This is a genomic window from Oceanobacillus sp. FSL W7-1304, from assembly GCF_037969805.1.
In the GTDB taxonomy this organism is placed as follows: Bacteria; Bacillota; Bacilli; order Bacillales; family Amphibacillaceae; genus Oceanobacillus; species Oceanobacillus profundus.
Genome location: NZ_CP150211.1, coordinates 1512509 through 1539110 on the forward strand (window position 1 = coordinate 1512509; position 26602 = coordinate 1539110).

Sequence of the window (26602 nt, forward strand, 5' to 3'; positions counted from 1 at the left end):
GGAATAATGAGTGAAATAAATCCTATTCAACATAAACCTCCATATGGTATGATTGCAATTTTATTTATCGGCGCCTTTGTTTCCATCTTAAATGAAACCCTGTTAAATATTGCTCTGCCATCTATTATGGATGAATTTCAAGTAAATCCTACAGCTGTCCAATGGTTGTCTACAGGATACATGCTTATTAACGGAATTTTAATTCCTGCGAGTGCATTTTTTATTCAACGTTTTACGAATCGCAGTCTATTTCTGACTGCAATGACATTGTTTACGATAGGCACATTGCTTGCAAGCTTGTCTCCAACATTCGGTATACTTCTTACTGCAAGAATGATTCAAGCAGCAGGATCAGCGATGATGATGCCATTGTTAATGAATATCATGCTAACTGCCTTTCCAATCGAAAAAAGAGGTACTGCGATGGGTATCTTTGGAATGGTTATGTTTGTGGCACCAGCAATCGGGCCAACACTTTCTGGCTGGATTGTTGAACACTACAGTTGGAGAATGCTGTTCGACATTGTATTACCTTTTGCTGTCTTTACCTTAATTTATTCCATTTTCAAACTGAAAAATATTACACCACAGCGTCATATAAAGCTCGATGTATTTTCCATTGTTTTATCTAGTTTCGGCTTTGGCGGACTATTATACGGCTTCAGTTCAGCTGGTGACAAGGGATGGGATCACCCACTTGTATACAGCACAATTATCGTCGGTATCATAGCTTTAATTGCCTTGATACTTCGTCAGCTTCGAATGGATGACCCAATGCTCGAATTCCGGATATTCAAATATCCAATGTTCGCATTATCATCAGCAATCTCCATTGTTTTATCCATGGCAATGTTCTCTGCGATGATATTAGTACCGATTTATATTCAAACCATTCGTGGTTTTTCTCCAATGGACGCTGGATTACTCATGCTTCCTGGAGCAGTCGTAATGGGATTCATGTCCCCGATCACCGGCCGTCTTTTTGATAAATACGGAGCAAGAACGCTTGCCATTATAGGGCTAATTATTGTCGTAACAACGACCTTTTTCTTCAGTCAACTAGATATGGAAATGTCCTATGTGAGTCTCATGCTTTTATTTACTTTCCGTAGCTTTGGAATGTCTATGGTAATGATGCCAGTCATGACAAATGGATTAAATCAGTTACCCATGGAAGCAAACCCACACGGGACTGCAATGAATAATACGCTTCAACAGGTTTCTGGTGCAATTGGTGCTGCATTATTAGTTACCTTAATGAATAATCGTACAGAAGCAAAAGCACTTGAATTAACTGAAAATGCGATGGCAACAATAGATTCTAGTATAGCACAATCTAACCAAGCAATTGCAGAGGCACAGGCACAAATTATCAATGAAGCAATGCTTCATGGAATCAATTTTTCTTTCTTTGTTTCCACCATAATCGGAGCTGTAGCACTAGTTCTGGCTTTCTTTATTCGTCGTGTTAAATCAGATGGTACGATTGAAAAAAGGAATGTAAAGAAAAAGGAAGCGGATAAAGCAATTGCAGGATAATAACTGATATAACAAAAAAATCCCTTGAAATTCAACTAAATTCCAAGGGATTTTTAATGCATTAAATTTCTATATCAATTAAGGAAAAGGAATCGAAATGGAATAACCCCTGATCCGTAAGCTTTAATTCAGGTATTACTGGTAAGGTTAAGAAAGATAGAGTTAGAAACAAATTAAATGATTCACTTGCACCTAACTTGCTTGTTGCAGCATTCATTTTTTGTAGCGTTTTGTAAGTATCTTCATAAGTAGTGTTAGACATCAATCCTCCAACAGGTAAAGATAAGGAAGCTAACACTTCTTTTCCATCTACAACTACTAATCCACCATTTGTTTTTAAAACTTCATCGACCGCGCGAAGCATCTCCTTATCAGATACTCCAACAACAACAATATTGTGAGAATCATGTGCCACTGAAGTAGCAATTGCCCCTTTTTGCAATCGAAATCCTTTCACAATCCCTATTCCAACATTTCCGGTACCCTTATGTCTTTCAATCACAGCCACCTTCAGATGATCAGTTTTTGCTGAAGCAACAAACAATCCATTTTCTACGTGTACACTTTCTTTTAAATGCTTCGTCACAATACTGTTCGGCATAATTTCGATAATATTACAATCAGTTGATTTAAGAGGAAGCTCTAAATCATTTTCAGTTAGCTTTTTTGTATGAAATGCGGGAAGAGAAGCCATCGTGCTTTGAATTGATCGCACCTCAGAAAATGATGCTTTATTAATTTCTCCCTTATCTACAACACACTTGCCACCCTTATATACTTGATGAATGGAGACAGACTGTAAGTCATCTAACAGCAGAAAATCTGCCTGATATCCTGATGCAACAGCTCCAATATGACGTAAACCAAAACATTCAGCAGCATTCAAGCTTGCCATCTGAATCGCAATTGCCGGGTCTAGTCCCTTTTCCATTGCAAGTCGGACAATATGATCAATGCTTCCTTGCTCTACAAGATCATCTAACAATATATCATCTGTTACAAACATACACCTTCTGGAATTTTGTGCTGTGATAATCGGAAGTAATGCCTCTAAGTCCTTGGCAACAGTACCTTCTCTTACCATTAGATACATCCCTAAATCAAGACGGGCTTTTCCTTCTTGACTGCTTACACTTTCATGATCCGTGCGAATTCCCGCAGCCATATAGACGTTTAAATCTTCCTTATCAACTCCTGCTGCATGTCCGTCAATTACTCCTCCATTCGCTTGAACCATTGCTATCTTGTTAATAATCTGTTTCTCTCCATTTTTCACAGAAGAAAAATCCATGACCTCAGCAAGACCCAGAACATTTGGATGAGCCAAAAAGGGCTGTAAACCTTTCGCATCTAATGTTGCACCATTGTTTTCAAACATAGTTGCCGGTACACTGGATGGCAAATTGATGAAAATATCCATCGGCAGATCTTCGGCGTCATTCAAAAAAACTGGATTCCTTCTGCTCCGGCTACATTGGCAATCTCATGTGGATCCGTTATAACTGTCGTTACACCATGTTGTAACGAAAGCTTGGAAAATTCCCGTGGAGTGAGCATCGTACTTTCGATATGAACGTGACCATCAATAAATCCTGGTACCACTGTTTTCCCACTGGCATCTATTACTTCCATTCCGTCATACGATCCAATTCCAGCAATATAGCCATCGACAATCGCAATATCTCCATCCATCATTTCTCCTGTAAAAACATTTAGAATATCAGCATTTTTAATAACGGTATCGGCAGGAGTTCTTTTGCCAGCTACTGCTATTCTTTTTTTAATTGCTTCTGAATTGCTCATCAAAACAACTCCTATTCATGTTCTGGAAATACTTCTTTCGTCACAGCTATTTAAACTCCATCATAGCTTTTTCATTATTGAACCGTCAACTTGTACCCAACGTATAATATTCCTGCGCTTGAAATGTTCGAAAGCCACAGGATTCATATAATTTCAGCGCATTGGAATTTTTCGCTTCTACATCTAGAAATACATCGTAACCATTTCTATATTCATTCATTATTACTTGCCTTAAAGCTCTTCTTCCAATTCCTTTTCCTTGAAATTCAGGAAAAACAGCGAATCCATAAATCCAAGCTTCTGACTCTTCATGAGAAATACGTATTTTTCCAACGGACCTCTTTTCATGTTCAATGATAAAAAAACGCTGTTTATCATCTCTCCTTATCCGCTGATTATAATCAACTGCTTCGTCTTCTAAGAAATTAAAACAGCTTATATCTAATTGTATTTCTGTTTTAAAATCCTGTTCTGATAGAGAAGGTCTAACTATAACTTCTATGTCTTCATGAAGGTCCATATTCGACCACTTCATTTGATATTCTGTTGATGTATGGTCACATTTAATTGTTTTTAAAAATTCCTTTGCTGTTGCAGATGCAGCTGGTGCATTCAATAAAATCTCTCTATACTTCCGTTTTTTACAAATGGCAAGTGCTTCATCAAGCAACCTTGAAAATATACCTTTCCTACGATACGCCGGCTTAACCATTCCACATATCTCTGCTTTATTCCCAAATCCATACAAACCTAAAAATGCAATCAGTTCTTCATCTTCATAATAAAAAAAGTCATTCTTTTCGTTTGCCTCTCTATTTTGCAGCATATCCCAATTCAATTTTAACGTTATTTGATCGTCTGCTTCACAGAGATACTGAAGCGCTTTGATATCGCGTAATTGTTTTGTCGTTAACATATATTCCCCCATGTTTCTAGCTTATTGGCACATATTCTTCAAGCGGAAAAACGTTATATGCTATCACGTCTTCCCCTTCATAAGCAAACCGATATTCATATGTATTTTCTTCTTCTAGCATCTGCGACAAATAATAGTGCAGATTAGCTATGCCAGTATTTTCGGGATGCAGAATCCAATCGATTTTTTTCCAGTCTAATATTCCTTCTTCAGTTTTGAATGGCGTTTGATAAGTATAATTTTTAGGCACCTTTGCAATAAATGCGTGCATGCCGCCTGAATAATGGCTCTTGTCTCCCCATGTAACCGTTCCTTTATACTGAACCACTGATAAGAGGATTCCAGTTTCCTCTCTCACTTCACGTAAAATACAATCAGTTGGCGTTTCCCCAGGTTCGACTTTCCCTCCTACACCATTCCACCTGCCCATCCAAATAGACTTTTCTCGATTTAGCATTAATAGTTCATCACCCCGTCTAATGAAACAAATGGTATATTTAAACATTATTCATTTCCCTTCATTTTGAAACCAACGAGTGCCCCTAGTGAACAGCCTGCAACATGAGCAGTGTCGATTTCTAAATAATCCATCGTCTCCAACAAAACCTTTGCAGATTCGTTAAAATAATCCACATACGCTTCCGAATCGGATTTACCATGACCACATAAATCCGGTAAAATCACCTGATATTTCCACGAAAATAAGCAGCTTGTTCCGCAAGCTCCGTTCCACCTGTCTGTAGCGCTGTATGCAGGAAAATAATCGTTTCCCCTTCCCTTGACTTTTCCGTATGTAAAATCATTTATTTCCCTCCGATTACTCAACCAGCTCCTCTCTTCCTGTTTTAGAGAGAGGAGCAGCGCTTTTTTTTCTTCTTTTTCTGTTTACCAAATCAGTGCAACCGCACCTGCAACACCTAAATTGCGATCCATGATTCAATATTCATCTGTTTCCATCCAAACCAATCATTATCACATCTCACTTCTGCTTGCACAACTTCTATCGTCTATTATTCCACAGAGGTTAACCATTCACTTTTCATACGCCCGTTCAGCAACCTTCTGCAACTGTTTCAAATCCGACCATCCATAAACAATTTCATGCATGAACGCACCAGCTATTTTGATTTCTAAACGATCGACAATATGCGCCCCTAATGATTCATAAAAAACCCTTGATGGATTTTCTTCAATCACCTTAACAATCATTGTAGTTATTCCTTTTTGCAGCAATTCTTCCACGACAGGTTGAATAAGCAGCTTTCCGATACCTTGCCGCTGATATGCTTTTAAAATATAAATCGCATTAAGTTCCCCTTCATACCCGTCATACATTTCTGTTCTTTCCTTTTCACCGATAGAAAAACCAACAACTTTGCCCTCAGCATTTTCCGCAACGTATACATTCTGTTCCAATGTATTACGCTCCCAAAGCATTGTTCGTTGTTCATAGGATAAACGATTTAAAAATTCGTCAGGTAAGATCCCCTTATAAGCTGTCTTCCAGCTGTCTACATGTACTTTAGCAATATCTTCTGCATCAACAATCGTTGCTTTTCTTATCATCATTGTTTCTCTCTCCCTTTAATTAGATAGGTTATTTCCCTAGACGCAATACCATTCGAACCGTATTCAACATGTGCCCCTCTAAGTTATCATCATACTCAGCTACCACTTCGAATCCTTTAGCATGATAGAAATTCATTCCAATTTGGTTATTTTTCTCCACATTCAAATGAAGTTCCCTCAAACCAAATTGGTCAATACCGGCTCTTAAAAACGCAGTACCAATTCCTGCCCCTTGATACTCCGGATATATATAAATCGCTCCTAATTCTACTCGCCCACTTTCAGGAACTTGAAAAAAATTAGCAAACCCTACTATTCGGTGATTTATCTCAGCAACAAAAAAGGTAGTGTTTTTTAGACGCCATTTTAAATTTTGCTTACTGTAAACAGTTTTTAGGAAGCGCTCTTGAATATCCATAGGAATAATCCCTTCGTAAGTGGCACTCCAGCTTGTTTTCGCAACGTCTTGCACCTGCTTCATATCTCGCTTTTTCATTTTGCGAATCAAATAATCCATAAAACTCATCCTTTTGAACACTCTTTTTAATTGTTGCTTAATTCGAATAGTTTCTAACATTATATCATCAATTAATTTAAAAAGGAGTAGGCAATCACAATTTTTTACATACAAAAAGCATTGCAGCTGTTTGCAATGCTTTAATCTATTAACGATTTTTCTTTATTTTTTATTCCCTTTTTCCAAATGCTTTTCCGTTACCTATTACCTCTGCAGAGAAAGGAAGTTCATATCGTCTATGTATCTCAAAATACCTATTATTGGGAATGTTTATTAGAATCATCTGTAAATGCATTACTATATGCTATTTTCTCTATTAATGTAAATAAAGTAATCAGAACTCATTAAAAGAGATAATAGCTTATACCCGGGATGAAGTCACTCCAAAGGAAAAAGCCACTACATACAACCTGGAAGATTCAGAAATTGTTCAGCTTTATGACTATTATATCTTGATGCAGATCTGTACTATGGATAGAAATCAATTTCATAAAGATATTATAAACTACCTGTGAAAGCAGCTAAACAAGGGACGTTCGTTCAGTCCCTTGTTTTACTTAGTAATGAAATCGAGCTTCCACAACAGCCCTAATACCAACCTCACCAGGTTCAATTGGTGTAGAAAAGCTTTCTGCTGAAACTGCCATTGTTTTGAATGTAGCAGGCGTTTCTGAGACTTCTTCCGTTATTTTGATTGGTGTAAGATCAAGGTCTACTTGCAAGCTTTCCGCGATCGTACTAGCTTTTGCTTGTGCATTCTCCAGTGCTTGGATAAGTGCTTGCTGGTAATAGTTTTCTACATTCGTAACTGAAAATTGAATGGATGATACCCGATTTACACCGTTTTGTACTGCAGTATCAATAACTGTTCCAACCTCAGAAATCGGACTAATACGAACCGTAATCTGATTTGTAACCTCATAGCCGCGTAATAACTGCTCACCATCTACAAAATCATACCTAGGGAATATTTGATATGAAGTTGTACGGATATTTTCCCTTGGTATACCTAAATCTACTAACGACTGAATAACTTGATTCATTGTTTGCGCATTGTCCTGTTGAGCCTTACTTAACGATTCATCCTCTGTAATAACAGCAAGCTGAATACTCGCTATATCGGGTTCAACCGAAACTCTACCATTTCCAGTCACTATAAGCATACGATCTTGTTGCCTGGAAACAGGCTGTCTGTATGGAGGTCCATACGAATAATACATCCTTATCCCGCCCCTCATTATCTTTAGCTTCCATAGATAATATGCAAAGGAAAGGGAAAAGATTAAATTTAATTAATTTGACTATCAATGCTTACTCCCAGTAGTTAGGATCAGACATTCGAATCTCCTCTACAGCATCATCTAAATCTGCTGGTGTAATCGTAAAAATAGGATAATCCTTATTTGCGTTTTTTGCTGCTTCATAAAAGAATCGATTGCTTCCTGGATATTCTTCATCCATTAAAAGGAGACAGCCATCACTCTTGTCCACAAACCACATATTTTTGGCCTTGAATTGATAAGGTCCTTTATAATCTCCTTGATAAATTGGTTTATAAAAATCTGCAATCATCATTAATTCTTGGTATTTTTCTTTTATAGAATCGGGCCAACGGTTATCCTGATTTTCAAATGGAGGAAAGACACCAATATTAATATCATACATCTCCTTCAATTCGAGCACTAAATCTGCTGTCCATAATTCAACACCCATTTGTCCAGAAATTAATACCCATTCCAGGCCTTCTTCAATAAAGCCGATTAGCCTTTTTTCAATTGCTGCTTTTATAAAAGTAATACGTGGATCATCTTCTTTAAAAATATTTAATTCCATTGGTTTGTATCCAGATACGGTTAAAATCTTCATATGTACGAACACCTCATTTAAATACCTTCTTTACACTTATTAATAGGATAGTTACTTTCCTTCCAATTTGTCAAAAGGAAAAGCTGGCAACATATAATTTGCCAGCCCTTTTCTTTCGTTAGCACCATTTTTGTGGCTTTTTACAGTTATGGTTTCCATGCCCATATCCTGGTGACATAGATCCTGCTACTTGGCCTCCTTGACCATAGCCTCCTTGGCCATATCCCGGTGACATAGCTCCCGCAACTTGGCCTCCTTGACCATATCCTGGTGACATAGATCCTGCTACTTGTCCCGGACCGCCCGGAACTTGGAAAGATCCACCGTATGCATCAACACTATTTGTTGTATTTTGAAAAGATGTTGAGTGCGGGAAGAAATGATTATTTTTAACTAAATGATGGTTTGTAACAGTTGTATGAGAAGGATGCACATGGTTAACTGTACTTTGTGAGAAAGTATCAACACAATTATACTTTGTCGGATGTACAATTGTTTTACAAGAATTACAACCACAATGACGTCCATGACGATGTCTCATTGAATAATCCCCTTTCTATTATTGGTTCACTTCTAACCTATGTTAGTTAATCGCGGATTGTATGAGACATGTACCTATTTCTTGAAATTTTTCTAAGAAAACGCCTTTTCTGTTACTACTAATAATGTGCCATTAATCCTTTCTTCATCGCAACTCGTTCACAATATAAGAATACCCCAATGCCTATTGCAAAATAAAAAAGTGCATTAAATCCTAATATCATAAAATCTCCGACTTGAAGCTGGTTAAATGCAGCCCCATGGATCATCACTTCACGAACCATGTCAATCCCTTGCACAAAAGGTAAGAAAGCGAGAACTGGTGACACGGATAAGGGAATAAAGGTTAGTGCCATTAAAATAAATTGCAGGATTTGTAAGAATGCTTGAACCTGCTTTAGAATAATGGATATTCCTGCGATAATGAATCCTACACCAAACATACTAATCACGGTAAGCAATAAAATTGGAGCTATCGTTATCACATCGATATTCAGCCATTGTCCCGCAGTTGCCATCGACAAATATAATAGCACAATCACAATAACTAAATTTATGAACGTCGTAGAAATTAGCCGTACCGTCATAATACGCCACATTCCCATCGGTGACATCGAGAGCTGCTCCAGCGTCCCTTTCATCGCCTCATTAATAATTTCATAGCCAATACTATTGATAACCATAAAGGATAAAAACCAGAAAATATAATTTACAATCGCATATTGGATGTTGCTATCCTGTGTACTTGGATCGCCAATTAGCTGAATTCCAGCAAACATTCCGACAAAAATAATGTAAAAGGTAAGCAGCATCGCAATTGTATTTGGTAAATAGCGCTTTAATTCAATATATTCCTTTTTTGTATTTGCTTTAAGAAGATTGAGCCAACGCATCCTGCTTTTCCCCCTTTACAATTTTCATAAAGATTTGTTCAAAATTAATGGTTTTTCGATCAATTGCCTCTACAGGTGTATTATTCAATTTGAGCACATCGAATAAATCATAAATTCCTTCACTTTTTGCTAATTCGATATTTAAAATGGATTGATAAGTATCTTGTTGATAGTCATGTTGTGGAAATTTTTGTAGAAGTAATTGTTGTTGCTGACTGTTCAAAATGTCACCAAGTGTAATGGTGTAGGCGCGAATCTCAAATAATTTCAATAGGTTTTCTACTCGATCATCTGTTACAATTTTCCCTTGATTAATAATCACTGTGCGCTCACAAATATCCTGAATAACATCCATATCATGCGAGCTAATAATAATGGTTCGATTGTAATCCCGAACAATCGCCTTTAAAATTTCTCGTACCTCATAGCCTGTTTCAACATCCAATCCAAGAGTCGGCTCATCCAGTAAAATAACATCACTTTCGGCCAGCATTGCCACTGCTATTGCCAGCTTTTGCTGCATTCCTCTAGAAAGTCGATTAACAAGTTCATTTTCCTTCCCCTTTAAATTGAATTTTAGTAACAGATCCTCAACTTGATCAATGACGTCCTTCCGCGACATTCCCCGATTTCCTGCAAAGTACTCCAAATTCTCCCTGACAGTCAAACGCCAGTATAGATTGCGATTCCCTTCAAGCACTGCACTGATATGCCGTAATGCTTTCAGCCGTTTCTCCTTATTATCAATTCCATTAATCCGAATCATACCTGAATCAGGTATCAGCAATCCGCAGATCATTTTAATTGTCGTCGTTTTTCCCGCTCCATTTGGACCTAGCAACCCTAGAATTTCACCTCGATTTACTTTAAAAGAGATATCACTGACCGCGTGTACATATTCTTTTGATCTTCTTTTTCTGTACGTTTTCCTAAGATTCTGAACTTCGATAATCGATTCCATTTATTTCATCCTTTCTTCAATCTATTTTCATTCTAATTAGGAATTGGCCCTGCATCCACTACCCGAAGTTGTAAATCATCTACGTCTAAAGACTGATATTCACATATTACGCAGTGCAGTGATTCGTTTAATTGCAATTGCTTCATTTGATGAGTGACCGATTTACTTGGCTTTCTCTTTTTTGGGGCACTCATCACCTTGATGAGTAACCGATTCTCTTGGCTTTCTCTTTTTTGGGGCACTCATCACCTTGATGAGTAACCGATTCTCTTGGCTTTCTCTTTTTTGGGGCACTCATCACCTTGATGAGTAACCGATTCTCTTGGCTTTCTCTTTTTTGGGGCACTCATCACCTTGATGAGTAACCGATTCTCTTGGCTTTCTCTTTTTTGGGTCACTCATCACCTTGATGAGTGACCGAATGACATGGAGTTGAATATCAATCAACCTCACTATCGTACAAAATCTGCAAGATGTTACTTTATCAGAACTAAATGACATTATTTAAGAAAAACGAAACCTAACTCACTTTTGAATCGTATTTATTAATAGTACTTTTTAGAACGGGGGTGAATACAGATGCTTATCGAGCTCTTATCCGAATTATTTAACGAGTTCTCGCCAATCTATTTCTATATCGGTTTATTGCTCTCCATCATTCCATTGCGAATTTACAATCAACCAAATACTTATCAAACAGATGTGTATCTTCGAAGATCACATGCATTGCAATTTCAATTGCTTTCCTTACCTGACTTAACCGCAACAGCTCTGGATATACGTAATTGGATTACCAATAGAACGAAACGTATTGAGGTACCGGATGATAATGAAGAAGACAGCTCTTCTCTAGTTTTTTATCGTTATAAAAATCTAGGAGGGCTAAAATGGAAACAACTTCTGTATTCATCAAAATTAAAAAATATAGCTTCATCATACTTGGGCTTTTATCAATTGTATTACTTGCTGGATGCCAAGGCACAACCGAGCCAATAAGCGCTAATTCCACTGGTTGGTTTGATCATTATTTCGTCTATACGTTTTCTGTACTAATCAAGGGTTTAGCCGGTTTTTTCAATGACAATTACGGGTTATCCATTATCCTATTGACTCTATTTATTCGATTTGCATTGATGCCTATCATGCTAAAACAAATTAAAAATAATACTGCAATGAAAGAGAAAATGAATGTATTAAAACCTGAAATGGATGCGATACAAGTGAAGTACCGCAACAAGCAGGATTTAGACGAGCAGAAGAAAATGCAGGCGGAATTAATGCAGCTTTATGGAAAACACCAAGTAAATCCATTAGCTTCACTTGGTGGATGTTTACCGATGATCATACAGTTTCCGATATTAATTGGATTTTACTATGCGATTCTTCGAACACCTGAAATTGCAGCCCACTCTTTTCTTTGGTTTAATCTTGGGCAGTCGGATATCATCCTAACCATACTGGCTGTGGTCATCTACTATTTCCAGTTCAAAGTGTCTCTACTCGGTATGGACCCAAAAACAAAAAAGCAGATGACCATCATGGGGCTCCTCTCACCAATCATGATCGGCGTAATTTCGTTAAATGCCCCAGCAGCATTGCCGCTATACTGGGCAGTTGGTGGACTATTCATGATTGTGCAACAACTGATTGCTAAGAAAATGTACAACTCTTATAAAAACAGCGAAAAACCTGCAGAAGCATAATCTGCAGGTTTTATTTTACGTTTTGTTCTTTTAATAGATCTCTAATCTCAGTAAGCAGCTGTTCTTGCTTATCGATTACTTCTTCAACAACTTTTTCTTCTTTCTTTTTAAATTTAGACAGGACGCGGATTGCCATAAAGATTGCAAATGCAATAATCAAAAAATCAACAAAGGATTGAATAAAATTGCCATATAATACTTCCGCATTTCCAACAGTTATACTTAATCCGGTAAAATCAATACCCCCTGCTAAAATTCCTACGAGAGGCGTAATAATATTCTCAACAAAGGATGTTACAATTGCACCAAAAGCTGAACCAATTACAACTGCAACAGCTAGGTCAAAGATATTCCCTTGAAAAGCAAATTTTTTAAAATCTTTCCACATTAATAAATTCTCCTTTTAAAAAGTATACCTACCACTAAATATCAATTCGCAGCACAATTATAATTTTAGGGGATAGAATGGAAAAGAGCAATAATCGTAACTGATTATGCTCTTTTAATAGAAGAAAAACAATTATAAACCATGGTGTGGATTATGATTTTGTCTAGAATGATTTGCATTTTTATCCTTTTTAGAACCACTTAATGGCTCACCATATGGCTGAACTGGACTTTTAGGTAAGTTCACTTTCTCTTGCTGCTTTGGTCCCTTTGGTTTTCCTGCCATGATGTATCACTCCTTTCCCCTTTCTCTTAGTTTCTATTTTAAGTGTGATATTATGCATATTTTTTAATTGGCAAACCAACGCAAAATACTGCTATATCAGTACTTTAAGTAACAATATAAATCTCCTCAAAACTTTTTTGAAAAAAAGTGGATATTTTTAAGAAATCTATGCTATAATATAAATAATTATTGTTGTTCGTGAGAAATACAGGATAGACAGTAGTATCTCTTTAGTGATTTCGTCTTGAGTTGTATCTTGAACAAAAATAGTAATAAACGTGCAAAATGCACATGGAGGTTTTTTTAATGAACACAGGTTCAGTAAAATGGTTTAACGCAGATAAAGGCTTCGGTTTCATCGAAGTTGAAGGTGGAGACGATGTATTCGTACATTTCTCAGCAATTCAAGGCGAAGGATTCAAAACTTTAGAAGAAGGTCAAACAGTAACTTTCGATATCGAAGAAGGTAACCGTGGACCACAAGCTACTAACGTTAACAAAGCGTAAGTATTGATAAAAAAGCTTTCCCATTTGGGAAAGCTTTTTTATTTTATATGCGACTAAATAGAAAGGATCTCTAACCTAAGATAGGACCAGAGATCCTTTTCCATTACTTATTTTAAAAACTCGTCTGTTAACGTTGTAACAATTTGCTTCTTGCGTGATACGACGCCTTTTAACATTGCTCTATTGTTTCCTGCAAATGTTACATCAAATCCAGATGCTACTTTATCTTTCCCGCTACCGATTGCAAGTACTTCGGAGTCATTATTTAAAATATCCGTTGCAACAAATAGAAATAGATCCAATCCCTTCGCTTCTACAACCTTCTCTATTTCCGCTTCAATTTGGTCCTGGCTTTTATAAATATCACTCGTGTCAACCGCATTTACTTGAGCAATCTCGACTTTTGCCTCACCCATAGAAAATTCTTTAGCGTCCATCGTAATTAAGTCACGTGCAGACTTATCACTTAGATCAGCTCCAGCTTGAAGCATTTTCAGACCATAGGTTTCAATGTTCACTTCTGCGATTTCTGCAAGCTCATGTGCTGCTTGCACATCTTCATCCGTACAGGTTGGAGATTTTAGCAATAAAGAATCAGAGATGATCGCTGATAAAAGCAAACCAGCAATTTCCTTTGTAACAGTAATACCTTTTTCTTTATACATCTTATTTAAAATCGTAGCTGTACAGCCTACTGGCTCTGCACGAAAATATAATGCTTCTCTCGTTTCAAAATTAGAGACACGATGGTGATCGACAACTTCTAGAATATGCGCATTTTCAATGTTTTCCACACTTTGCTGGAATTCGTTATGGTCCACTAAGATAACCTTCGCACCGTCTTCTACTTTTTCAATCTGTTCAGGTGCTTTGACACCAAAATAATCTAATGCAAATTGCGTTTCATTATTAACGGCTCCAAGTCTTACCGGAACTGCTTCTTCGCCAATTTTATTTTTTAAATCCGCAAAAGCTAAAGCCGAGCAAATTGTATCTGTATCTGGATTCTGATGTCCAAAAATGAATGGTTTAGTCATACTTTTTTTATAACTCCTTTAATGTGAATTTTCTCTTGGCAGTTAAGAAAGTCCAATATTTTCTTACTGCATAAACAGGTGCAACTGAGGTTTGCCACCTAGACTCTTGGTAACAATCAAGTTTTCCAATACTAGAGTACCATATTTTTTGTCGCTATGTATTATTTTTTGACTTATTCTATGTCTTTTAATGTTTCCGTTACATTCCAGATTCGGTCAAAGGTTGTGTAATTATTCAGTGCAATATCTAAATCATGAAAATAACGATGCAAATCACGAACAATGTCACTATCTTGCTCATCCGATATACGGTTTGCTATATCAACAATATGATTTAAATCCGCAAGTAGTGATTCATCTGTAACTTCTGTTTTTAGCTGTTCGATCTTATCGATGACAGTTTCTGCTTGTCCCCTTTGCTCATCCCAATCCAGATTATTAATCCCACCATATCCAGTTGTGTTATTATAAAACTCGTGCATCGTGGCAATAAAACGGCTTATCTCCGTATTTTCACTCCCAACGGTAGCACGTACCCGATCAATTTCTTCCATTGACTCTTGTGAAATATCCTTCTGATTAGTTGAGCCAACCAAATCCTCATCCTGGAATAGGGACTTTATATCTAGATGGAATACATTAAAAAAGAAGAGACTAGATGCAATTACTATAATTACGACGACCCAAGTCATCGTCCAACCAAACCAACCCATTTTCAGTTTTCTCTTTTTCAAAAAAGCCACCCCTTGTTGCAATTAATAAAATACAGTTTTTCCACTCCATCCAAGTGCTTCTTTCGTTCCTTATGCTTCCTGTTTATTTTTCATCCGTGTAACATATCTCCATTTTAAGAAAGTCATTGGAAACGAATTCACGAAAAATCTGTATCAAAACATCTCCCTTCTTTTATTATTCTTGAAAAGTTTACAATTTCCTTTATAAAAATCCATATAATTGTTAAAGTAGTGCTGTTTCTATTATAATCAATACTATTGGAGGGATAAATATGTCACGAAAACAATTCAATTTAACAAGAACTTCTTTACTGACATTTATAAAAGAGCTAGACGAATCTACCATTGATCGCCAATCGGAATACTTTAGTAATACGATTCGCTGGCACATTGGACATGCACTTGTTGTAACTGAGAAATTTTTATTTAGATATCCTGCAAAGTCAACAAATATTCCAAAGGTTTTTGCAGAGCTTTTTAGTTCGGGTACCAAGCCGAGTGATTGGACTTCAGAAGCACCATCACTTGATGTATTAATTGAAGCACTCGAAGATCAGCAAAATCGTGTAAATGAATTTGATGATTTATTTTGGAAATCCAACGTTAAGTTTAAGGTACCGTTTGGCAGCATCGAAACACATGGAGATTTGTTAATCATGCTTGCTTATCATGAAGCAGAGCATATTGGAAAAATCAAAGCAATGCACCAAGTTGTGAAAGCTGGGTAACATGGTCAAGAAATGCATTATAATTGGCTCTGGAATACTAGGGGCAAGCACTGCCTACCATCTCGCCAAAAAAGGCGTCAATGTTATTGTTATTGATCGAAATGATCAAGGACAAGCAACAGATGCCGCCGCGGGAATCGTTTGCCCCTGGCTTTCCCAGCGCCGAAATAAAGCATGGTATAATCTAGCGAAAAACGGGGCGCGGATGTACCATAAGTTAATCAATGAATTGCAAAAAGATGGTGAAGAGGACGTTGGTTATGCTCAAATCGGTGCGATTAGTCTCCATACGGATGAAAAAAAGCTTCTTGCAATGCGTGATCGAGCACTTAAACGCCGGGAGACCGCCCCTGAAATTGGTGAAATTACCTTACTTGATTCGAAACAGACTACATCAATGTTCCCTTTAATTTCAGAAGCGTATAGTTCCGTGCATGTGAGTGGTGCAGCTAGAGTCGATGGGCGCAAACTACGGGATGCGCTGCTTCGAGCTGCAAAAAAGAATGGTGCTGAATTTATAACTGGAAATGCGAGCCTTGTTAGAAATGGCTTTGAAATTACTGGAGTTTCTGTAAATGGTACAAACATTGATGGAGATTGCGTAATTGCAGCAACAGGTGCATGGATGAATGAACTAATCGAACCACTTGGAGTGACTTTTCAAGTTACCCCACAACGTGCGCAAATCATGCATTTAGCAGTTCCTGATATGGATACATCCACATGGCCTGTTGTCATGCCTCCGAATAACCAATACTTGCTAGCATTTGATGGTGGACGAATTGTGGTTGGTACAACATACGAAGATGACACTGGATTTGATTATCGAAATACTGCTGGTGGCATACAGGAAATTTTAAATAAAGCAATTGATGCAGCTCCTGGCTTACAGAGTAGTACCATATTAGAAACAAGAGTTGGTTTTAGACCAGTTACCCCTGGTTTTCTACCTGTAATTGGGGAACTGCCTAATTTTAAAAGGCTACTGCTTGCCAATGGACTAGGCTCTACCGGGTTAACAATGGGACCCTATATTGGTAACCAATTAGCAAGCCTGGCATTAGGGAAGCCGCCTGAAATTAATTTAGACAACTATCCAGTAGCTGGTGCTGTTAAATAGGTTGGGTATTTAATCCTTCCTATTTCTAATAATAAACAAAAAACTGCCCTCATGATAGGGCAGTTTTTCAATATAATTATTTAACAATCAAGACCGGGCATGCTGTTCGTTTAGCAACCTTGTGGCTGACGCTCCCCAAAAGAAAGGATTGTACTTGATTTAATCCGCGGCTTCCGATTACCACACAATCAACTTCTCTTTCTTCTGCAAACTGAACAATACATGGGCCAGGTTCTCCATGGAGTACGTGTGTACCAAAAACAACATTCGATTGTTCCAATAAATTCCGAATCGGTTTTATTTTTTCCTTCCGCTTCGCTTCAATTTCAAGCTTATTTGCAGCATACAATACATCTTTCTTAGCTGTATTTTCGTCTACAACATAAACGGTTTCAATGACACCATCAAACTTTTCAGCCAGTTCGATCGCATATTTTACCGCGCGAACGGAATGATCTGATCCATCAACCGCTAGCAAAATTCGTTTAAACAAACGCACCACCCCCATTTTTTCCATCATAGCACAATCAGCTTAATATTCGGAAGAGATACCATGTATTTTGTTTTTCAACTGCATACTTTCCTTGTTTAGCCCAGTATACATAACTCGAATGTTAGCATCCTTAAACTTTGATTCGATTTTATCCAATGCAGCTATTGCTGAATCATCCCATAAGTGCGCATTCAGCAAATCTATTTCAACACTTTCCACTGTATCTTCATAGTTAAACCGCTTTGGAAGGTCACTAACAGAAGCAAAGAACAATTGTCCGACTACATGATAGATTCGTTTATTTCCTGCCTCATCAAGACTATCTGTCACCGTTACTTTCGAAATTTTCGCTGCAAAGAAGATTGCACTTAATATTACACCTGCAAATACTCCTAAGGCTAGATTATTCGTTACAACAACAATTATAACCGTTGCTACCATTACGAACGCATCGGTTCTTGGCACTTTGAAAATATTGCGTACCGAAGACCAATCAAACGTACTAATGGAAACCATCACCATTACCCCAGCCAAAGCTGCCATCGGTATTTGAACAACAAGGTCACCCAAAACGACTATAAGAAACATTAAAAATGCACCAGCAACAAATGTCGATAACCGACCTCTTCCACCTGATTTAACATTGATACCAGATTGTCCAATCATCGCGCATCCAGCCATACCGCCAAAAAATCCGGTTACGATATTTGCGATTCCTTGACCGCGGCTTTCCCTATTCTTATCACTTTCCGTATCTGTCATATCATCCACAATATTCGCTGTTAGAAGCGATTCTAATAAACCAACAATTGCCAATGCAAGAGAATATGGGAAAATAATCATTAATGTTTCCAATGTTAATGGAATAGACGGAATCAGAAAGACTGGCAATTGCTGTGTCAATGCCCCCATATCACCAACCGTTCGAATATCAACATTGCCGAATATCACAATTGCAGTCACAACTACAATTGCCACCAATGTAGAAGGTATTGCTTTTGTAAAACGTGGAAAAAGATAAATGATTGCTAACGTTAAGCCAACAAGTGCATACATAATCCATGTTTCCCCGACAAAGTGCTCAAGCTGAGCTGCAAATATTAAGATAGCTAATGCATTAACAAAACCAATCATGACGGAGTGCGGTACAAATTTCATTGCTTTTGCTAATTTACATACCCCAAAAACAACTTGAATAATTCCTGTTAAAATAGTTGCTGCTAATAGATATTGCAGCCCATGCTCTGCTACGAGGTTTACCATTAATAATGCCATCGCACCTGTTGCAGCTGATATCATGCCTGGTCTTCCCCCAACAAAGGCAATGACAATCGCAATGCAAAAAGATGCGTATAAACCTACCATTGGATCTACACCAGCAATAATCGAAAATGCGATTGCTTCTGGAATAAGTGCAAGTGCAACAACAATTCCAGACAAAATATCACCCTTCACATTTCCAAACCATTCTTGCTTTAATTGCTCAATTTTCAATTTTTTACCTCTTTCTATTTTATATATTATTGCTTATAAACTACCTAGATTATCATTTTCCAAAAGCTTATCATACCATAATACAAGCTTCTTATCAAAGTCATAATTTAGCGTATACACGGGTGATTTCTTCGTGTTCGGAATTTTATATTTACAGGTAATGACGAATTTGATAACCTATCTGTAGACGAAAGAGGTGTCTTCCATGAAGGGTAAAGTTGTTATACTTATCATTGTGCTTGTTACTGTAATTGCTATGCTTCTAACCTGGTGGTTTATGGAGAATATCATTGAGGATTATGATGTTGATAGAAAATCATTAGAAGAAAGCACAGAGCTTTTCATTTGAGATAGCCAGAGAAGTGTTTATTTCTTTGGTTTTTCGATTTTATCTTCTTCCACTCGCACACTCTAATTAAAACCAGTATCATTATGCCTGTGGTAATACTGCGATTCTTTCGTTGAATAACACTCGATTATCCAACACTTTTCAAATGTTAATTCATTATTCCCCAAAGCTGTTATAAGGCGAGCTTCATTATCCTGATATACTCTTTTAACGATTTCATATCAGCTTGCTTAGAATCCTTATCCAATAGTATTGGAGTATCTGTATTTACCTCAATTAAACTGCTGATCGTACAATAAAAGTCTTCTCCAAATGGCATTAACAAACCACTGATAAGATCCCCGTTCTTCAGAGATGGATAGTGATTACAATACACAACACTTATCCTTTGGTGAATCACATCTTGAAAAATAAAGATACTACCACTCCTGTTGCCTGCTTCCGTTACACGATAAAAACCAGGTCGCAGCTCAAGCCAGCTAAATAGAACATTACGCAGCTTTATATTGATACCTTCCAAGCAATTCCTTCTTTTGTTTAAATAATGCTGATATATTGTTAAACCATCTGCATCACGATCGCAAAAAATAACAATCCAGATAAATGATTTAAATAATCCACCCTGAAAATCTTCACGAATACCAAGTTGCAGGATCATCCATTCGATTTTCTTATAAAGGCGCACTCGATAATGTTCTTTAGCAAAGAATAACAGATCGTCTAGAATACCATATAGTTCTTCTGTAAGCTTATCTCTATCATAAACCACATTCACATACCTCTCCCCCTCTTTAATTATTTCCTTCATTCTAGCATAGCTAAAATATATTTCCAGAATAGTAAATATCATTATCAGTTTGCTTATCCCTACCAAATCGAATTCTTTCCTTTGTTAAAATTAAATTTCCAATAAATAAAAGTTATTAATTTTTAACTTTTATATAAAATTTCCAGTATCTTGGCATCTAATTCCTTTAGGAGTGTGCCTTTGCTTTCTATATTGCAAAAAAAATAAACATGCAGGACATGTCTATTTTTTTTCTTCTGGATTCCAATTCTTTATATCATCTGTTTCGACAATCCCTAACAAAACATCGGCAACTTCTGGCTCCCTTAATAAAACGTCTCTTAAGCGATATTTAATATCATCCGCCTCATCTAAACTTAGTCCTTTTTTCAGTTCAACCGTGCCTTCCACATGATAAAGCCTGCCTTCTTGTATCATTCGTATCCGTTTAATATCAACGACATCTTCATCTTTTAATACGATGTTATATATTTTATCCTGAATCTCCGCTGGAGCAGATACACCGATTAAACCAACCATGTTATCATAGCCAACCCGAAAGGCAACATATAACATTAGAATCCCAATAATCATAGACGCTATTCCATCTGCGGCAAGTATACTGAAAAATTGCGCCAATACAATCCCAATAATCGCTAATACTGCACCTGCCGTAGCAACCAAATCTTCATAAAACACAAGCCTTGTTGCAGGTGAAGCCTTATTTACATTTTTAAATGCATAAGGAATGATAGCGACAGCTTTGTCGCCTCCAGTCACCATCCTGATTTCCTTCATTGCTTTATACAAGATAAACCCGTCAACCAATAACGCAACCAATAGAATAATTAGATTAAGCCAAAAGTGCGTTGATTCTGCTGGATGCTGTAATAAATGCCAGCCTTCTTTAATTGTTTCATACGCCATTATCGTAACGACAACTACGGCAATCATGCAAAAGATATTAATAACACGGCCAAATCCTGCTGGAAAACGCTTCGAGGGTGGCAATTCAGCAAGAACACTTCCAAAATAAACAAAGCCTTGATTAACCGCATCTGCTAAGGAATGCATTGCGGATGCAAACATCGTACCACTGCCACTGAACGCAGCAGCTACACCTTTGATAGCAGCAAGAAACGTATTTCCAAGTGCAGCAATACCTGATGATGTATTTCCCTGTTTCAATCTTTCAATAATACCCATCACATACCTCCTATATAAATAGCTATACCCATAGTTGCCCTGTTATATTAGGAGATTTTATTTTGAATTAGATGCTCTTTCCGGATGCTTATAATCCCGTCGAAGCACAACCTTACCAAGCCTTAAATATGTAAATTGAAAGATTGGACTTTGAATAAACGTAAAGATAAATGTAAAAATAAAGACTGGTCCACCAATTAAAAGTCCAATAACAAGTACACTGCACTCTGTAATTATTCGTACCCTGCCAATCGGCGCTCCCAGATTTTCTGCTATCGAAAGCATAAAGCCATCTCTTGGTCCTGCCCCCAAGCCTGCCGCATTGTACATTCCACCACCAAATCCCATAATGACAATACCAAGAATGATGAACAGAATATCAATCCATGTATGTGTCGCGTTTGGCAAAATATCCATCCAACGATACAGATCGACAAACAAACCAACTAAAATTGCATTCAAAAACGTACCAAGCTTAATATAATTTTTACCTATGATCCAGGTTATTATGATTAATACAGCAGAAATGATGATATTCCATGATCCAATCGATAGCCCCACCTTTTCAAAAAAGGCGACGCTTAGCACATCCCACGGATGAATCCCCAAGTGCTGCATATTAATTGTTAATGTAATACCTGCACTGAACACAATAACGCCTATGAAATAAAACGCTAAACGAAGTGGATAATTAATTTTAACCTCCCCCATCTGTGACCATAAAAAATGCTTTATATCCATACTCCTTTTTTCAAATGTAGAGTCTGTTCCTCGAAATATAAAGCCGCGCTACTTCATCTTTTTTTACTTTTTTACCCATTCCTTTGCTACCTGTGTATAGAAATCTTCATCATGACGATGGTCACGAAGCTTAATAAAAGAATCGATCAACTGTATGGAAAGCTTATTCTTGCCTTCGACGGATCCTTTTGTTAAATCCTCATGGAGCTGATTATTTTCCACCAATATGGTATGATAATTTCTCATGAGCGCTTCAGATTCGTAACGATTCGTTTTTAACAGTGTATTCAACGATTTCTTTGCGATGAAAAGCTGACTATACGATTTCATTTTTTGTAACATATTTCCTATCCTTTCATTAATTCTTATGGAATATAGTTTCTTCATCAATTACTTGCATTCCCACTAATCGTCCCAGACATAGTCATCGCTGCATCCATATCGACAAAGAATAAAACAACAGTCGTGTCTTCTATTGCTGTAATGGCTGGAAGTGGGTTATCCAAGTCTGTTACCGCTTCCTTCGGATTTAACTGAACATCATCGATTGCAACTTCTCCATCTAGTACATATAAAAAAGGCACGAGCTCTGGGTAAACAGGAATATCCAAGACATCTCCCTTTTTTGGGTGTGCGTCAAGAATATATACATTATTTCTAACATACAACGGTGTCTGACTATCCTCTGGCCCTACCATCACATACCAATTTCGATTAGCTACCTCTTTCTCATGAAATTGAATTCTAGGTTCCAGGTCTGCTTCTCTCGGCCGCACGAAAATTTGCAGCATCTCTACGTCTTCATTTTTTACTTTCTCTTCATGCCAAAAGCTAGAACCAGCATTCATCATCATAAGTTTCCCAGGAAATATTGGAGCGTCTAACCCTGATGAGTCTTTGTGATTTGATGTCCCCTTATAAACATAACTTAGTATCTCATCGTTCATATGCTCATGCATTTTTATCGTTAACCCTTTTTTCATAACAGCATGATCAATAACGCTTAAAGGACCAAATGCAGTATCATGAAACTTTTGATCAACAATATCGCCTGGATGCACACGAGTTATTGTGAAATAGCCTTTGTAGGGCTGTTTATGTTTGTCTGCGAATAACTTTTGCAGCATCCAAAGCCCTCCTTTTCATTTATACATTCTGCTATTATTATAGCAAACTATAACGATTTTAGAGCTACCTGAAACAATTATGTATTCTTATCTGCCTTCTGAAATTGCACTCTCCCTCGTGCCACCTGTACATCTTGGACTGTTCCCTTGACTTCAAGCCATTGTAAATCGTTTTTCTCTTCTACAATCAGTTGCAGTTCATCATTCACATATACTGGCTGCAGAAAATTCATCTCATAATCGGAAATTATCACATTGCTTTCCAAAAGACTAGAACAAAGCGCAGCACCAATACCCATGATTAGCATTCCATGGGCAATCGGCTGCCTATACTTGTATTGCTTTGCAATCTTTTCATCATGATGAATTTGATTTTGATCACCTGATAATAGCGTATATTGTTTTACTTTTTCTTCTGTTAAGAAGACCTTACAATTAGTTCGGATACACATCGAAAGCTCTCCTTTCCTTCTAAGTCGAAACCTACAAGGGTTTGTGTATAAAATGTATTCATTCCTCTTCTCACTTTTCGATCAAGCAAAACTTCACATTCGTAACTTTCGCCAATCATAAGTTGAGAATGACAAACACATTTTTGCTTTCGATGAATAGGTTCTGCTTCGTATTTCCATGGTACTTCGATATACTTATAAAATAACATCGGAAAAGTCGGTGGCAATTGTTTTTGTTTGCCAAAAATCGCTTCATACCTTTCCACCATTGTTTCAGTAATCGTCACACAAACCCTTTTTGATTTCATTTTATTCTCTCCCAGAGCACCGCTATACCAAGGCCACCGCCAATTCCAATAGTTGAAATGCAGTAATTGGGCTCAAGTCTTTGTGCCTCATAAAACAATCTTGTCACAAGAATCGCTCCTGATGCACCGTATGGATGTCCTAACGCAATCGCACCGCCTTCTGGATTTATACGGTCATACGAAAACGAAAGCGCTTGAGCAAATAATGCAACCTTCACCGCAAATGCTTCATTTAGTTCAATGAGATCAATGTCTTCTATGGATAATTTATTTTTAAATAGGAGCTTCGAAACGGCTGGAATCGGACCTGACGCAGGGTAGTTCGGATCGACTCCGATTACACTGCTATCTACAAAGCGAAGGATTGGTTGCAGATTTAGCTCCTTTGCTTTATCTTCTGACATAATTAGAACAGCTGCCGCCCCATCATTAACGCCACAAGAATTACCCGCTGTTACCGTTCCATTCTTCTTAAAACAGGGGGACACGCGCTTTAACATCCGCTCATAATTCAAATCTGGTTTTAATCCTTCATCTCTAAACGAAATATCTGCAATCCGGACCATCTCATCAGAAAAGTATCCTTTTTCATGGGAATCAAGTGATCGCTGATAGCTTAAATTCGCGAATTCATCCTGCATTTCTCTTGTAATCCCGTATTTTTCAGCAATATTCTCGGCTGCAATCCCCATATCAGGGTCACCGATATACGCTGGCGAAAAACGAGCTCGACTTTTAAAGGGGGACGTGCTCACACTTTCCACACCACCAGCAATATAGATATCGCCTGCGCCTCCCTGAATGAGATGACAGGCAAGACGGATTGCTTCTAGCCCGGAACCACATTGCCGATCAACTGATAATCCTGGAACCATGTATGGCAGACCACTTTCCAATGCTGAAAGTCGCCCAAGGTTTCCACCTGGACCAACCGTATTTCCTAAAATGATATCATCAACTGATTCGTTAAGTTCTTTTGTAAGATCATGGATAACAAAAGATGCTAACTGTTCTGGAGAATAGTGTTTCAAAACACCATTTTTCTTTCCAATTACCGTTCGTTTCGCATTTACAATCACTGCATTTCTCATACATAAAAACCTTGTTCGAACCGCTTTTTCAATTCTTGACGGGAAACTTTGCCACCAGCTGTTTCCGGAAAAGAGTCGATTTTCCTCCAAATTCTAGGTATCTTGTATGCCGCTAAGTTTTTAAGACAATAGTTTTTTAAGGATTGGATCGAAACATCGCCCTGGATAAAAGCAGCCACCTTCTCTCCCCAATACACATCACTGATTCCAATGACTGCAGCCTCTTTTACACCAAGATGGCTTTTAAGCATCTTTTCTATTTCCTGTGGATAAATGTTGTACGCTCCATATAAAATCATGTCATTTTTCCGACCAAGAATGTATATATACCCATCTTCATCCATTTTGGCAACATCATACACTGTCGCCCAATCTCCTTGAAGAACCTTTTTCGTTTCGCCTGGATTATCAATGTATCCATCAAAAAACATATTGCTTTTCACATATAATATTCCTTCTTCTCCCACTTCCGCTTTTTTACCATCTTCCTTCATGATGCAAATCTCTACGTTATGAAAAGCTTTGCCAACAGATGTATCATATTTTTCATTCGCATCGTCTTTTATAAGGGAAACAAAACTAAGCTCTGACGCACCATAAAATTCATGAATGAGCACACTGGGAAATTGTTTTCGAAACGCCTTCTTCACACTTGGCAACAGCTTGGCCCCTGTTGAAATAATGGTCACCTTTCTGTCACTTTGATATCCTTCATTTATCATTGCCTGTGTCATTGTCGGAACAACATAAACTGTCGATATAGGATATATATCAATGGTCCTCATCAGATGTTGAGCATTAAATTTCTTCAGCAAATAAACTGTACCACCATCAAAGAGCGTACTTATTGCCCCATAAAGAAACGTTGAATTTACAAATGACCCAGGGATCAGTACGTGTTCACTTCCATTCATCCCCAAATCTTCTCGATTGCATGTAAATGTCTCAATCCACGAAGCATGCGAACGTACAAAAGCTTTTGGCATTCCAGTTGAGCCGGAAGTAAATCCAATATAAAATGGGATATTTTCTTCTAAATCTGCCTTTTGAAGACTTTTACTATTTACCCATTGAGCCAAATCATCGGAAAACACAACCTTGATAGGGAAATCAGCCAGAATTTTTCTCATTTTTTTATCAGCTATAATGAAATCGGGTGACGTTTGTTTCAATCGTGCTTCTATTTCTCTCTTTTTCCATCTCATATCACCAATAATACTAGCCCAGCCAGCCTCACATGCACCTGCAAATACTTGTAAAAACACGTCATCATTTGGCAAAAAAAGTGCAACCCTTTTTGTTGTGCCCGCTTCCATCGAAAAAGCGGCTGCTGTTCGTTGTACGGATTCATACCATTCCCCATAGGTCAGATGTTTTTGTTCTGTAATAATTGCAGGCTTATTAGGGTATAATTCGTTATGTTTTTTATATGTACTTGTCACTTTCAA

Annotated in this window: 35 protein-coding genes; 7 read left to right on the plus strand and 28 right to left on the minus strand. The window is 37.5% G+C overall.

Annotated features, from left to right (window positions below):
• The first annotated feature begins 6 nt into the window (after positions 1 to 6).
• On the plus strand, positions 7 to 1539 hold the full coding sequence (locus tag NYE61_RS07510; protein WP_095309942.1) for a DHA2 family efflux MFS transporter permease subunit: 1533 nt from the start codon (positions 7 to 9) through the stop codon (positions 1537 to 1539).
• 61 nt (positions 1540 to 1600) lie between these two features.
• On the opposite strand, the gene ade is transcribed toward NYE61_RS07510, so the two are convergent.
• From ade to NYE61_RS07575, 13 genes are all read right to left on the minus strand, one after another.
• Positions 1601 to 2983: an adenine deaminase gene (gene ade, locus NYE61_RS07515; protein ID WP_336623562.1), complete on the minus strand. Its 1383-nt coding sequence runs from the start codon at positions 2981 to 2983 to the stop codon at positions 1601 to 1603.
• Positions 2980 to 3342, minus strand: coding sequence for an amidohydrolase family protein (locus NYE61_RS07520; protein WP_336623563.1), 363 nt, complete (start codon positions 3340 to 3342; stop codon positions 2980 to 2982). Before NYE61_RS07520 ends, ade begins: the two co-directional genes overlap by 4 nt.
• Before the next feature lie 85 nt (positions 3343 to 3427).
• The gene (locus NYE61_RS07525; RefSeq protein WP_303448673.1) at positions 3428 to 4258 is read right to left on the minus strand and encodes a GNAT family N-acetyltransferase; all 831 of its coding nucleotides are present in this window, start codon (positions 4256 to 4258) and stop codon (positions 3428 to 3430) included.
• A gap of 16 nt (positions 4259 to 4274) precedes the next feature.
• Entirely contained in the window at positions 4275 to 4763 is a 489-nt protein-coding gene (locus NYE61_RS07530) for an 8-oxo-dGTP diphosphatase (protein ID WP_303448675.1), read from the minus strand.
• Positions 4763 to 4942: a hypothetical protein gene (locus NYE61_RS07535; RefSeq protein ID WP_303448678.1), complete on the minus strand. Its 180-nt coding sequence runs from the start codon at positions 4940 to 4942 to the stop codon at positions 4763 to 4765. Before NYE61_RS07535 ends, NYE61_RS07530 begins: the two co-directional genes overlap by 1 nt.
• Entirely contained in the window at positions 4939 to 5061 is a 123-nt protein-coding gene (locus tag NYE61_RS07540) for a hypothetical protein (RefSeq protein WP_303448680.1), read from the minus strand. Before NYE61_RS07540 ends, NYE61_RS07535 begins: the two co-directional genes overlap by 4 nt.
• A gap of 229 nt (positions 5062 to 5290) precedes the next feature.
• The gene (locus NYE61_RS07545; RefSeq protein ID WP_095309952.1) at positions 5291 to 5827 is read right to left on the minus strand and encodes a GNAT family N-acetyltransferase; all 537 of its coding nucleotides are present in this window, start codon (positions 5825 to 5827) and stop codon (positions 5291 to 5293) included.
• 28 nt (positions 5828 to 5855) lie between these two features.
• Positions 5856 to 6344 carry a GNAT family N-acetyltransferase gene (locus NYE61_RS07550; protein ID WP_095309954.1) on the minus strand — a complete coding sequence of 163 codons (489 nt, stop codon included), beginning with the start codon at positions 6342 to 6344 and terminating at the stop codon, positions 5856 to 5858.
• A 557-nt stretch (positions 6345 to 6901) separates the two neighbouring features.
• Positions 6902 to 7564, minus strand: coding sequence for an SIMPL domain-containing protein (locus tag NYE61_RS07555; RefSeq protein WP_303448685.1), 663 nt, complete (start codon positions 7562 to 7564; stop codon positions 6902 to 6904).
• A gap of 91 nt (positions 7565 to 7655) precedes the next feature.
• Positions 7656 to 8210: a DUF1273 domain-containing protein gene (locus tag NYE61_RS07560; protein WP_095309957.1), complete on the minus strand. Its 555-nt coding sequence runs from the start codon at positions 8208 to 8210 to the stop codon at positions 7656 to 7658.
• A 118-nt stretch (positions 8211 to 8328) separates the two neighbouring features.
• Entirely contained in the window at positions 8329 to 8751 is a 423-nt protein-coding gene (locus NYE61_RS07565; protein ID WP_303448687.1) for a spore coat protein, read from the minus strand.
• A 118-nt stretch (positions 8752 to 8869) separates the two neighbouring features.
• Positions 8870 to 9643, minus strand: a complete 774-nt coding sequence (locus NYE61_RS07570) for an ABC transporter permease (RefSeq protein ID WP_095309968.1) — start codon at positions 9641 to 9643, stop codon at positions 8870 to 8872.
• Positions 9621 to 10604, minus strand: a complete 984-nt coding sequence (locus NYE61_RS07575; RefSeq protein ID WP_251660515.1) for an ABC transporter ATP-binding protein — start codon at positions 10602 to 10604, stop codon at positions 9621 to 9623. The genes NYE61_RS07570 and NYE61_RS07575 overlap by 23 nt, the downstream gene beginning before the upstream one ends.
• Before the next feature lie 579 nt (positions 10605 to 11183).
• On the opposite strand from NYE61_RS07575, the gene NYE61_RS07580 reads away from it, so the two are divergent.
• Both NYE61_RS07580 and yidC read left to right on the plus strand, forming a co-directional pair.
• Entirely contained in the window at positions 11184 to 11600 is a 417-nt protein-coding gene (locus tag NYE61_RS07580) for a hypothetical protein (protein WP_158586199.1), read from the plus strand.
• Complete coding sequence (gene yidC, locus NYE61_RS07585) at positions 11492 to 12307, plus strand: membrane protein insertase YidC (RefSeq protein ID WP_118888625.1); 816 nt, start codon at positions 11492 to 11494, stop codon at positions 12305 to 12307. The genes NYE61_RS07580 and yidC overlap by 109 nt, the downstream gene beginning before the upstream one ends.
• Positions 12308 to 12317: 10 nt before the next feature.
• Here yidC and mscL read toward each other — a convergent pair whose 3' ends face one another.
• Together mscL and NYE61_RS07595 are read right to left on the minus strand one after the other, a co-directional pair.
• Entirely contained in the window at positions 12318 to 12695 is a 378-nt protein-coding gene (gene mscL / locus NYE61_RS07590) for a large conductance mechanosensitive channel protein MscL (RefSeq protein WP_095309977.1), read from the minus strand.
• Between the two features lie 132 nt (positions 12696 to 12827).
• Positions 12828 to 12980: a small acid-soluble spore protein P gene (locus NYE61_RS07595; RefSeq protein ID WP_095309980.1), complete on the minus strand. Its 153-nt coding sequence runs from the start codon at positions 12978 to 12980 to the stop codon at positions 12828 to 12830.
• A 306-nt stretch (positions 12981 to 13286) separates the two neighbouring features.
• Here NYE61_RS07595 and NYE61_RS07600 point away from each other — a divergent pair, with 306 nt between their 5' ends.
• On the plus strand, positions 13287 to 13487 hold the full coding sequence (locus NYE61_RS07600; protein WP_067724698.1) for a cold-shock protein: 201 nt from the start codon (positions 13287 to 13289) through the stop codon (positions 13485 to 13487).
• Positions 13488 to 13594: 107 nt separating this feature from the next.
• Here NYE61_RS07600 and NYE61_RS07605 read toward each other — a convergent pair whose 3' ends face one another.
• Together NYE61_RS07605 and NYE61_RS07610 are read right to left on the minus strand one after the other, a co-directional pair.
• Positions 13595 to 14524: a manganese-dependent inorganic pyrophosphatase gene (locus tag NYE61_RS07605; RefSeq protein WP_095309982.1), complete on the minus strand. Its 930-nt coding sequence runs from the start codon at positions 14522 to 14524 to the stop codon at positions 13595 to 13597.
• A gap of 173 nt (positions 14525 to 14697) precedes the next feature.
• The gene (locus NYE61_RS07610; RefSeq protein ID WP_240033718.1) at positions 14698 to 15258 is read right to left on the minus strand and encodes a hypothetical protein; all 561 of its coding nucleotides are present in this window, start codon (positions 15256 to 15258) and stop codon (positions 14698 to 14700) included.
• A 272-nt stretch (positions 15259 to 15530) separates the two neighbouring features.
• Between NYE61_RS07610 and NYE61_RS07615 the strand changes: the two genes are divergently transcribed.
• On the plus strand, positions 15531 to 15986 hold the full coding sequence (locus NYE61_RS07615; protein WP_303451123.1) for a DinB family protein: 456 nt from the start codon (positions 15531 to 15533) through the stop codon (positions 15984 to 15986).
• Position 15987: 1 nt separating this feature from the next.
• Entirely contained in the window at positions 15988 to 17106 is a 1119-nt protein-coding gene (locus NYE61_RS07620) for an FAD-dependent oxidoreductase (RefSeq protein WP_303451125.1), read from the plus strand.
• A 76-nt stretch (positions 17107 to 17182) separates the two neighbouring features.
• Here NYE61_RS07620 and NYE61_RS07625 read toward each other — a convergent pair whose 3' ends face one another.
• Complete coding sequence (locus NYE61_RS07625; RefSeq protein ID WP_095309988.1) at positions 17183 to 17599, minus strand: universal stress protein; 417 nt, start codon at positions 17597 to 17599, stop codon at positions 17183 to 17185.
• 39 nt (positions 17600 to 17638) lie between these two features.
• The gene (locus NYE61_RS07630) at positions 17639 to 19093 is read right to left on the minus strand and encodes a SulP family inorganic anion transporter (RefSeq protein WP_303451127.1); all 1455 of its coding nucleotides are present in this window, start codon (positions 19091 to 19093) and stop codon (positions 17639 to 17641) included.
• A 205-nt stretch (positions 19094 to 19298) separates the two neighbouring features.
• Between NYE61_RS07630 and NYE61_RS07635 the strand changes: the two genes are divergently transcribed.
• The gene (locus NYE61_RS07635) at positions 19299 to 19442 is read left to right on the plus strand and encodes a hypothetical protein (protein ID WP_158586198.1); all 144 of its coding nucleotides are present in this window, start codon (positions 19299 to 19301) and stop codon (positions 19440 to 19442) included.
• A 172-nt stretch (positions 19443 to 19614) separates the two neighbouring features.
• Here NYE61_RS07635 and NYE61_RS07640 read toward each other — a convergent pair whose 3' ends face one another.
• The 9 genes from NYE61_RS07640 to NYE61_RS07680 all read right to left on the minus strand — a co-directional run bounded on the left by NYE61_RS07640 (position 19615) and on the right by NYE61_RS07680 (position 26596).
• Positions 19615 to 20217 carry a hypothetical protein gene (locus tag NYE61_RS07640; protein ID WP_095309992.1) on the minus strand — a complete coding sequence of 201 codons (603 nt, stop codon included), beginning with the start codon at positions 20215 to 20217 and terminating at the stop codon, positions 19615 to 19617.
• A 255-nt stretch (positions 20218 to 20472) separates the two neighbouring features.
• A complete protein-coding gene (locus NYE61_RS07645) occupies positions 20473 to 21435 on the minus strand; it encodes a cation diffusion facilitator family transporter (RefSeq protein ID WP_303451132.1) in 963 nt (320 codons plus the stop codon).
• A gap of 57 nt (positions 21436 to 21492) precedes the next feature.
• Entirely contained in the window at positions 21493 to 22146 is a 654-nt protein-coding gene (locus NYE61_RS07650; protein ID WP_303451135.1) for a YitT family protein, read from the minus strand.
• A 93-nt stretch (positions 22147 to 22239) separates the two neighbouring features.
• Entirely contained in the window at positions 22240 to 22518 is a 279-nt protein-coding gene (locus NYE61_RS07655; RefSeq protein ID WP_095309996.1) for a hypothetical protein, read from the minus strand.
• A 44-nt stretch (positions 22519 to 22562) separates the two neighbouring features.
• On the minus strand, positions 22563 to 23303 hold the full coding sequence (locus tag NYE61_RS07660) for a pirin family protein (RefSeq protein WP_303451142.1): 741 nt from the start codon (positions 23301 to 23303) through the stop codon (positions 22563 to 22565).
• Positions 23304 to 23380: 77 nt separating this feature from the next.
• Positions 23381 to 23755 (minus strand): MaoC family dehydratase, encoded by a 375-nt coding sequence (locus NYE61_RS07665; RefSeq protein ID WP_095310000.1) that lies wholly within the window; start codon positions 23753 to 23755, stop codon positions 23381 to 23383.
• A complete protein-coding gene (locus NYE61_RS07670) occupies positions 23722 to 24063 on the minus strand; it encodes a hypothetical protein (RefSeq protein ID WP_303451146.1) in 342 nt (113 codons plus the stop codon). Before NYE61_RS07670 ends, NYE61_RS07665 begins: the two co-directional genes overlap by 34 nt.
• Complete coding sequence (locus NYE61_RS07675) at positions 24060 to 25154, minus strand: acetyl-CoA C-acyltransferase (RefSeq protein ID WP_303451148.1); 1095 nt, start codon at positions 25152 to 25154, stop codon at positions 24060 to 24062. The genes NYE61_RS07670 and NYE61_RS07675 overlap by 4 nt, the downstream gene beginning before the upstream one ends.
• A complete protein-coding gene (locus tag NYE61_RS07680; protein ID WP_303451182.1) occupies positions 25151 to 26596 on the minus strand; it encodes an AMP-binding protein in 1446 nt (481 codons plus the stop codon). The genes NYE61_RS07675 and NYE61_RS07680 overlap by 4 nt, the downstream gene beginning before the upstream one ends.
• Positions 26597 to 26602 lie beyond the last annotated feature (6 nt).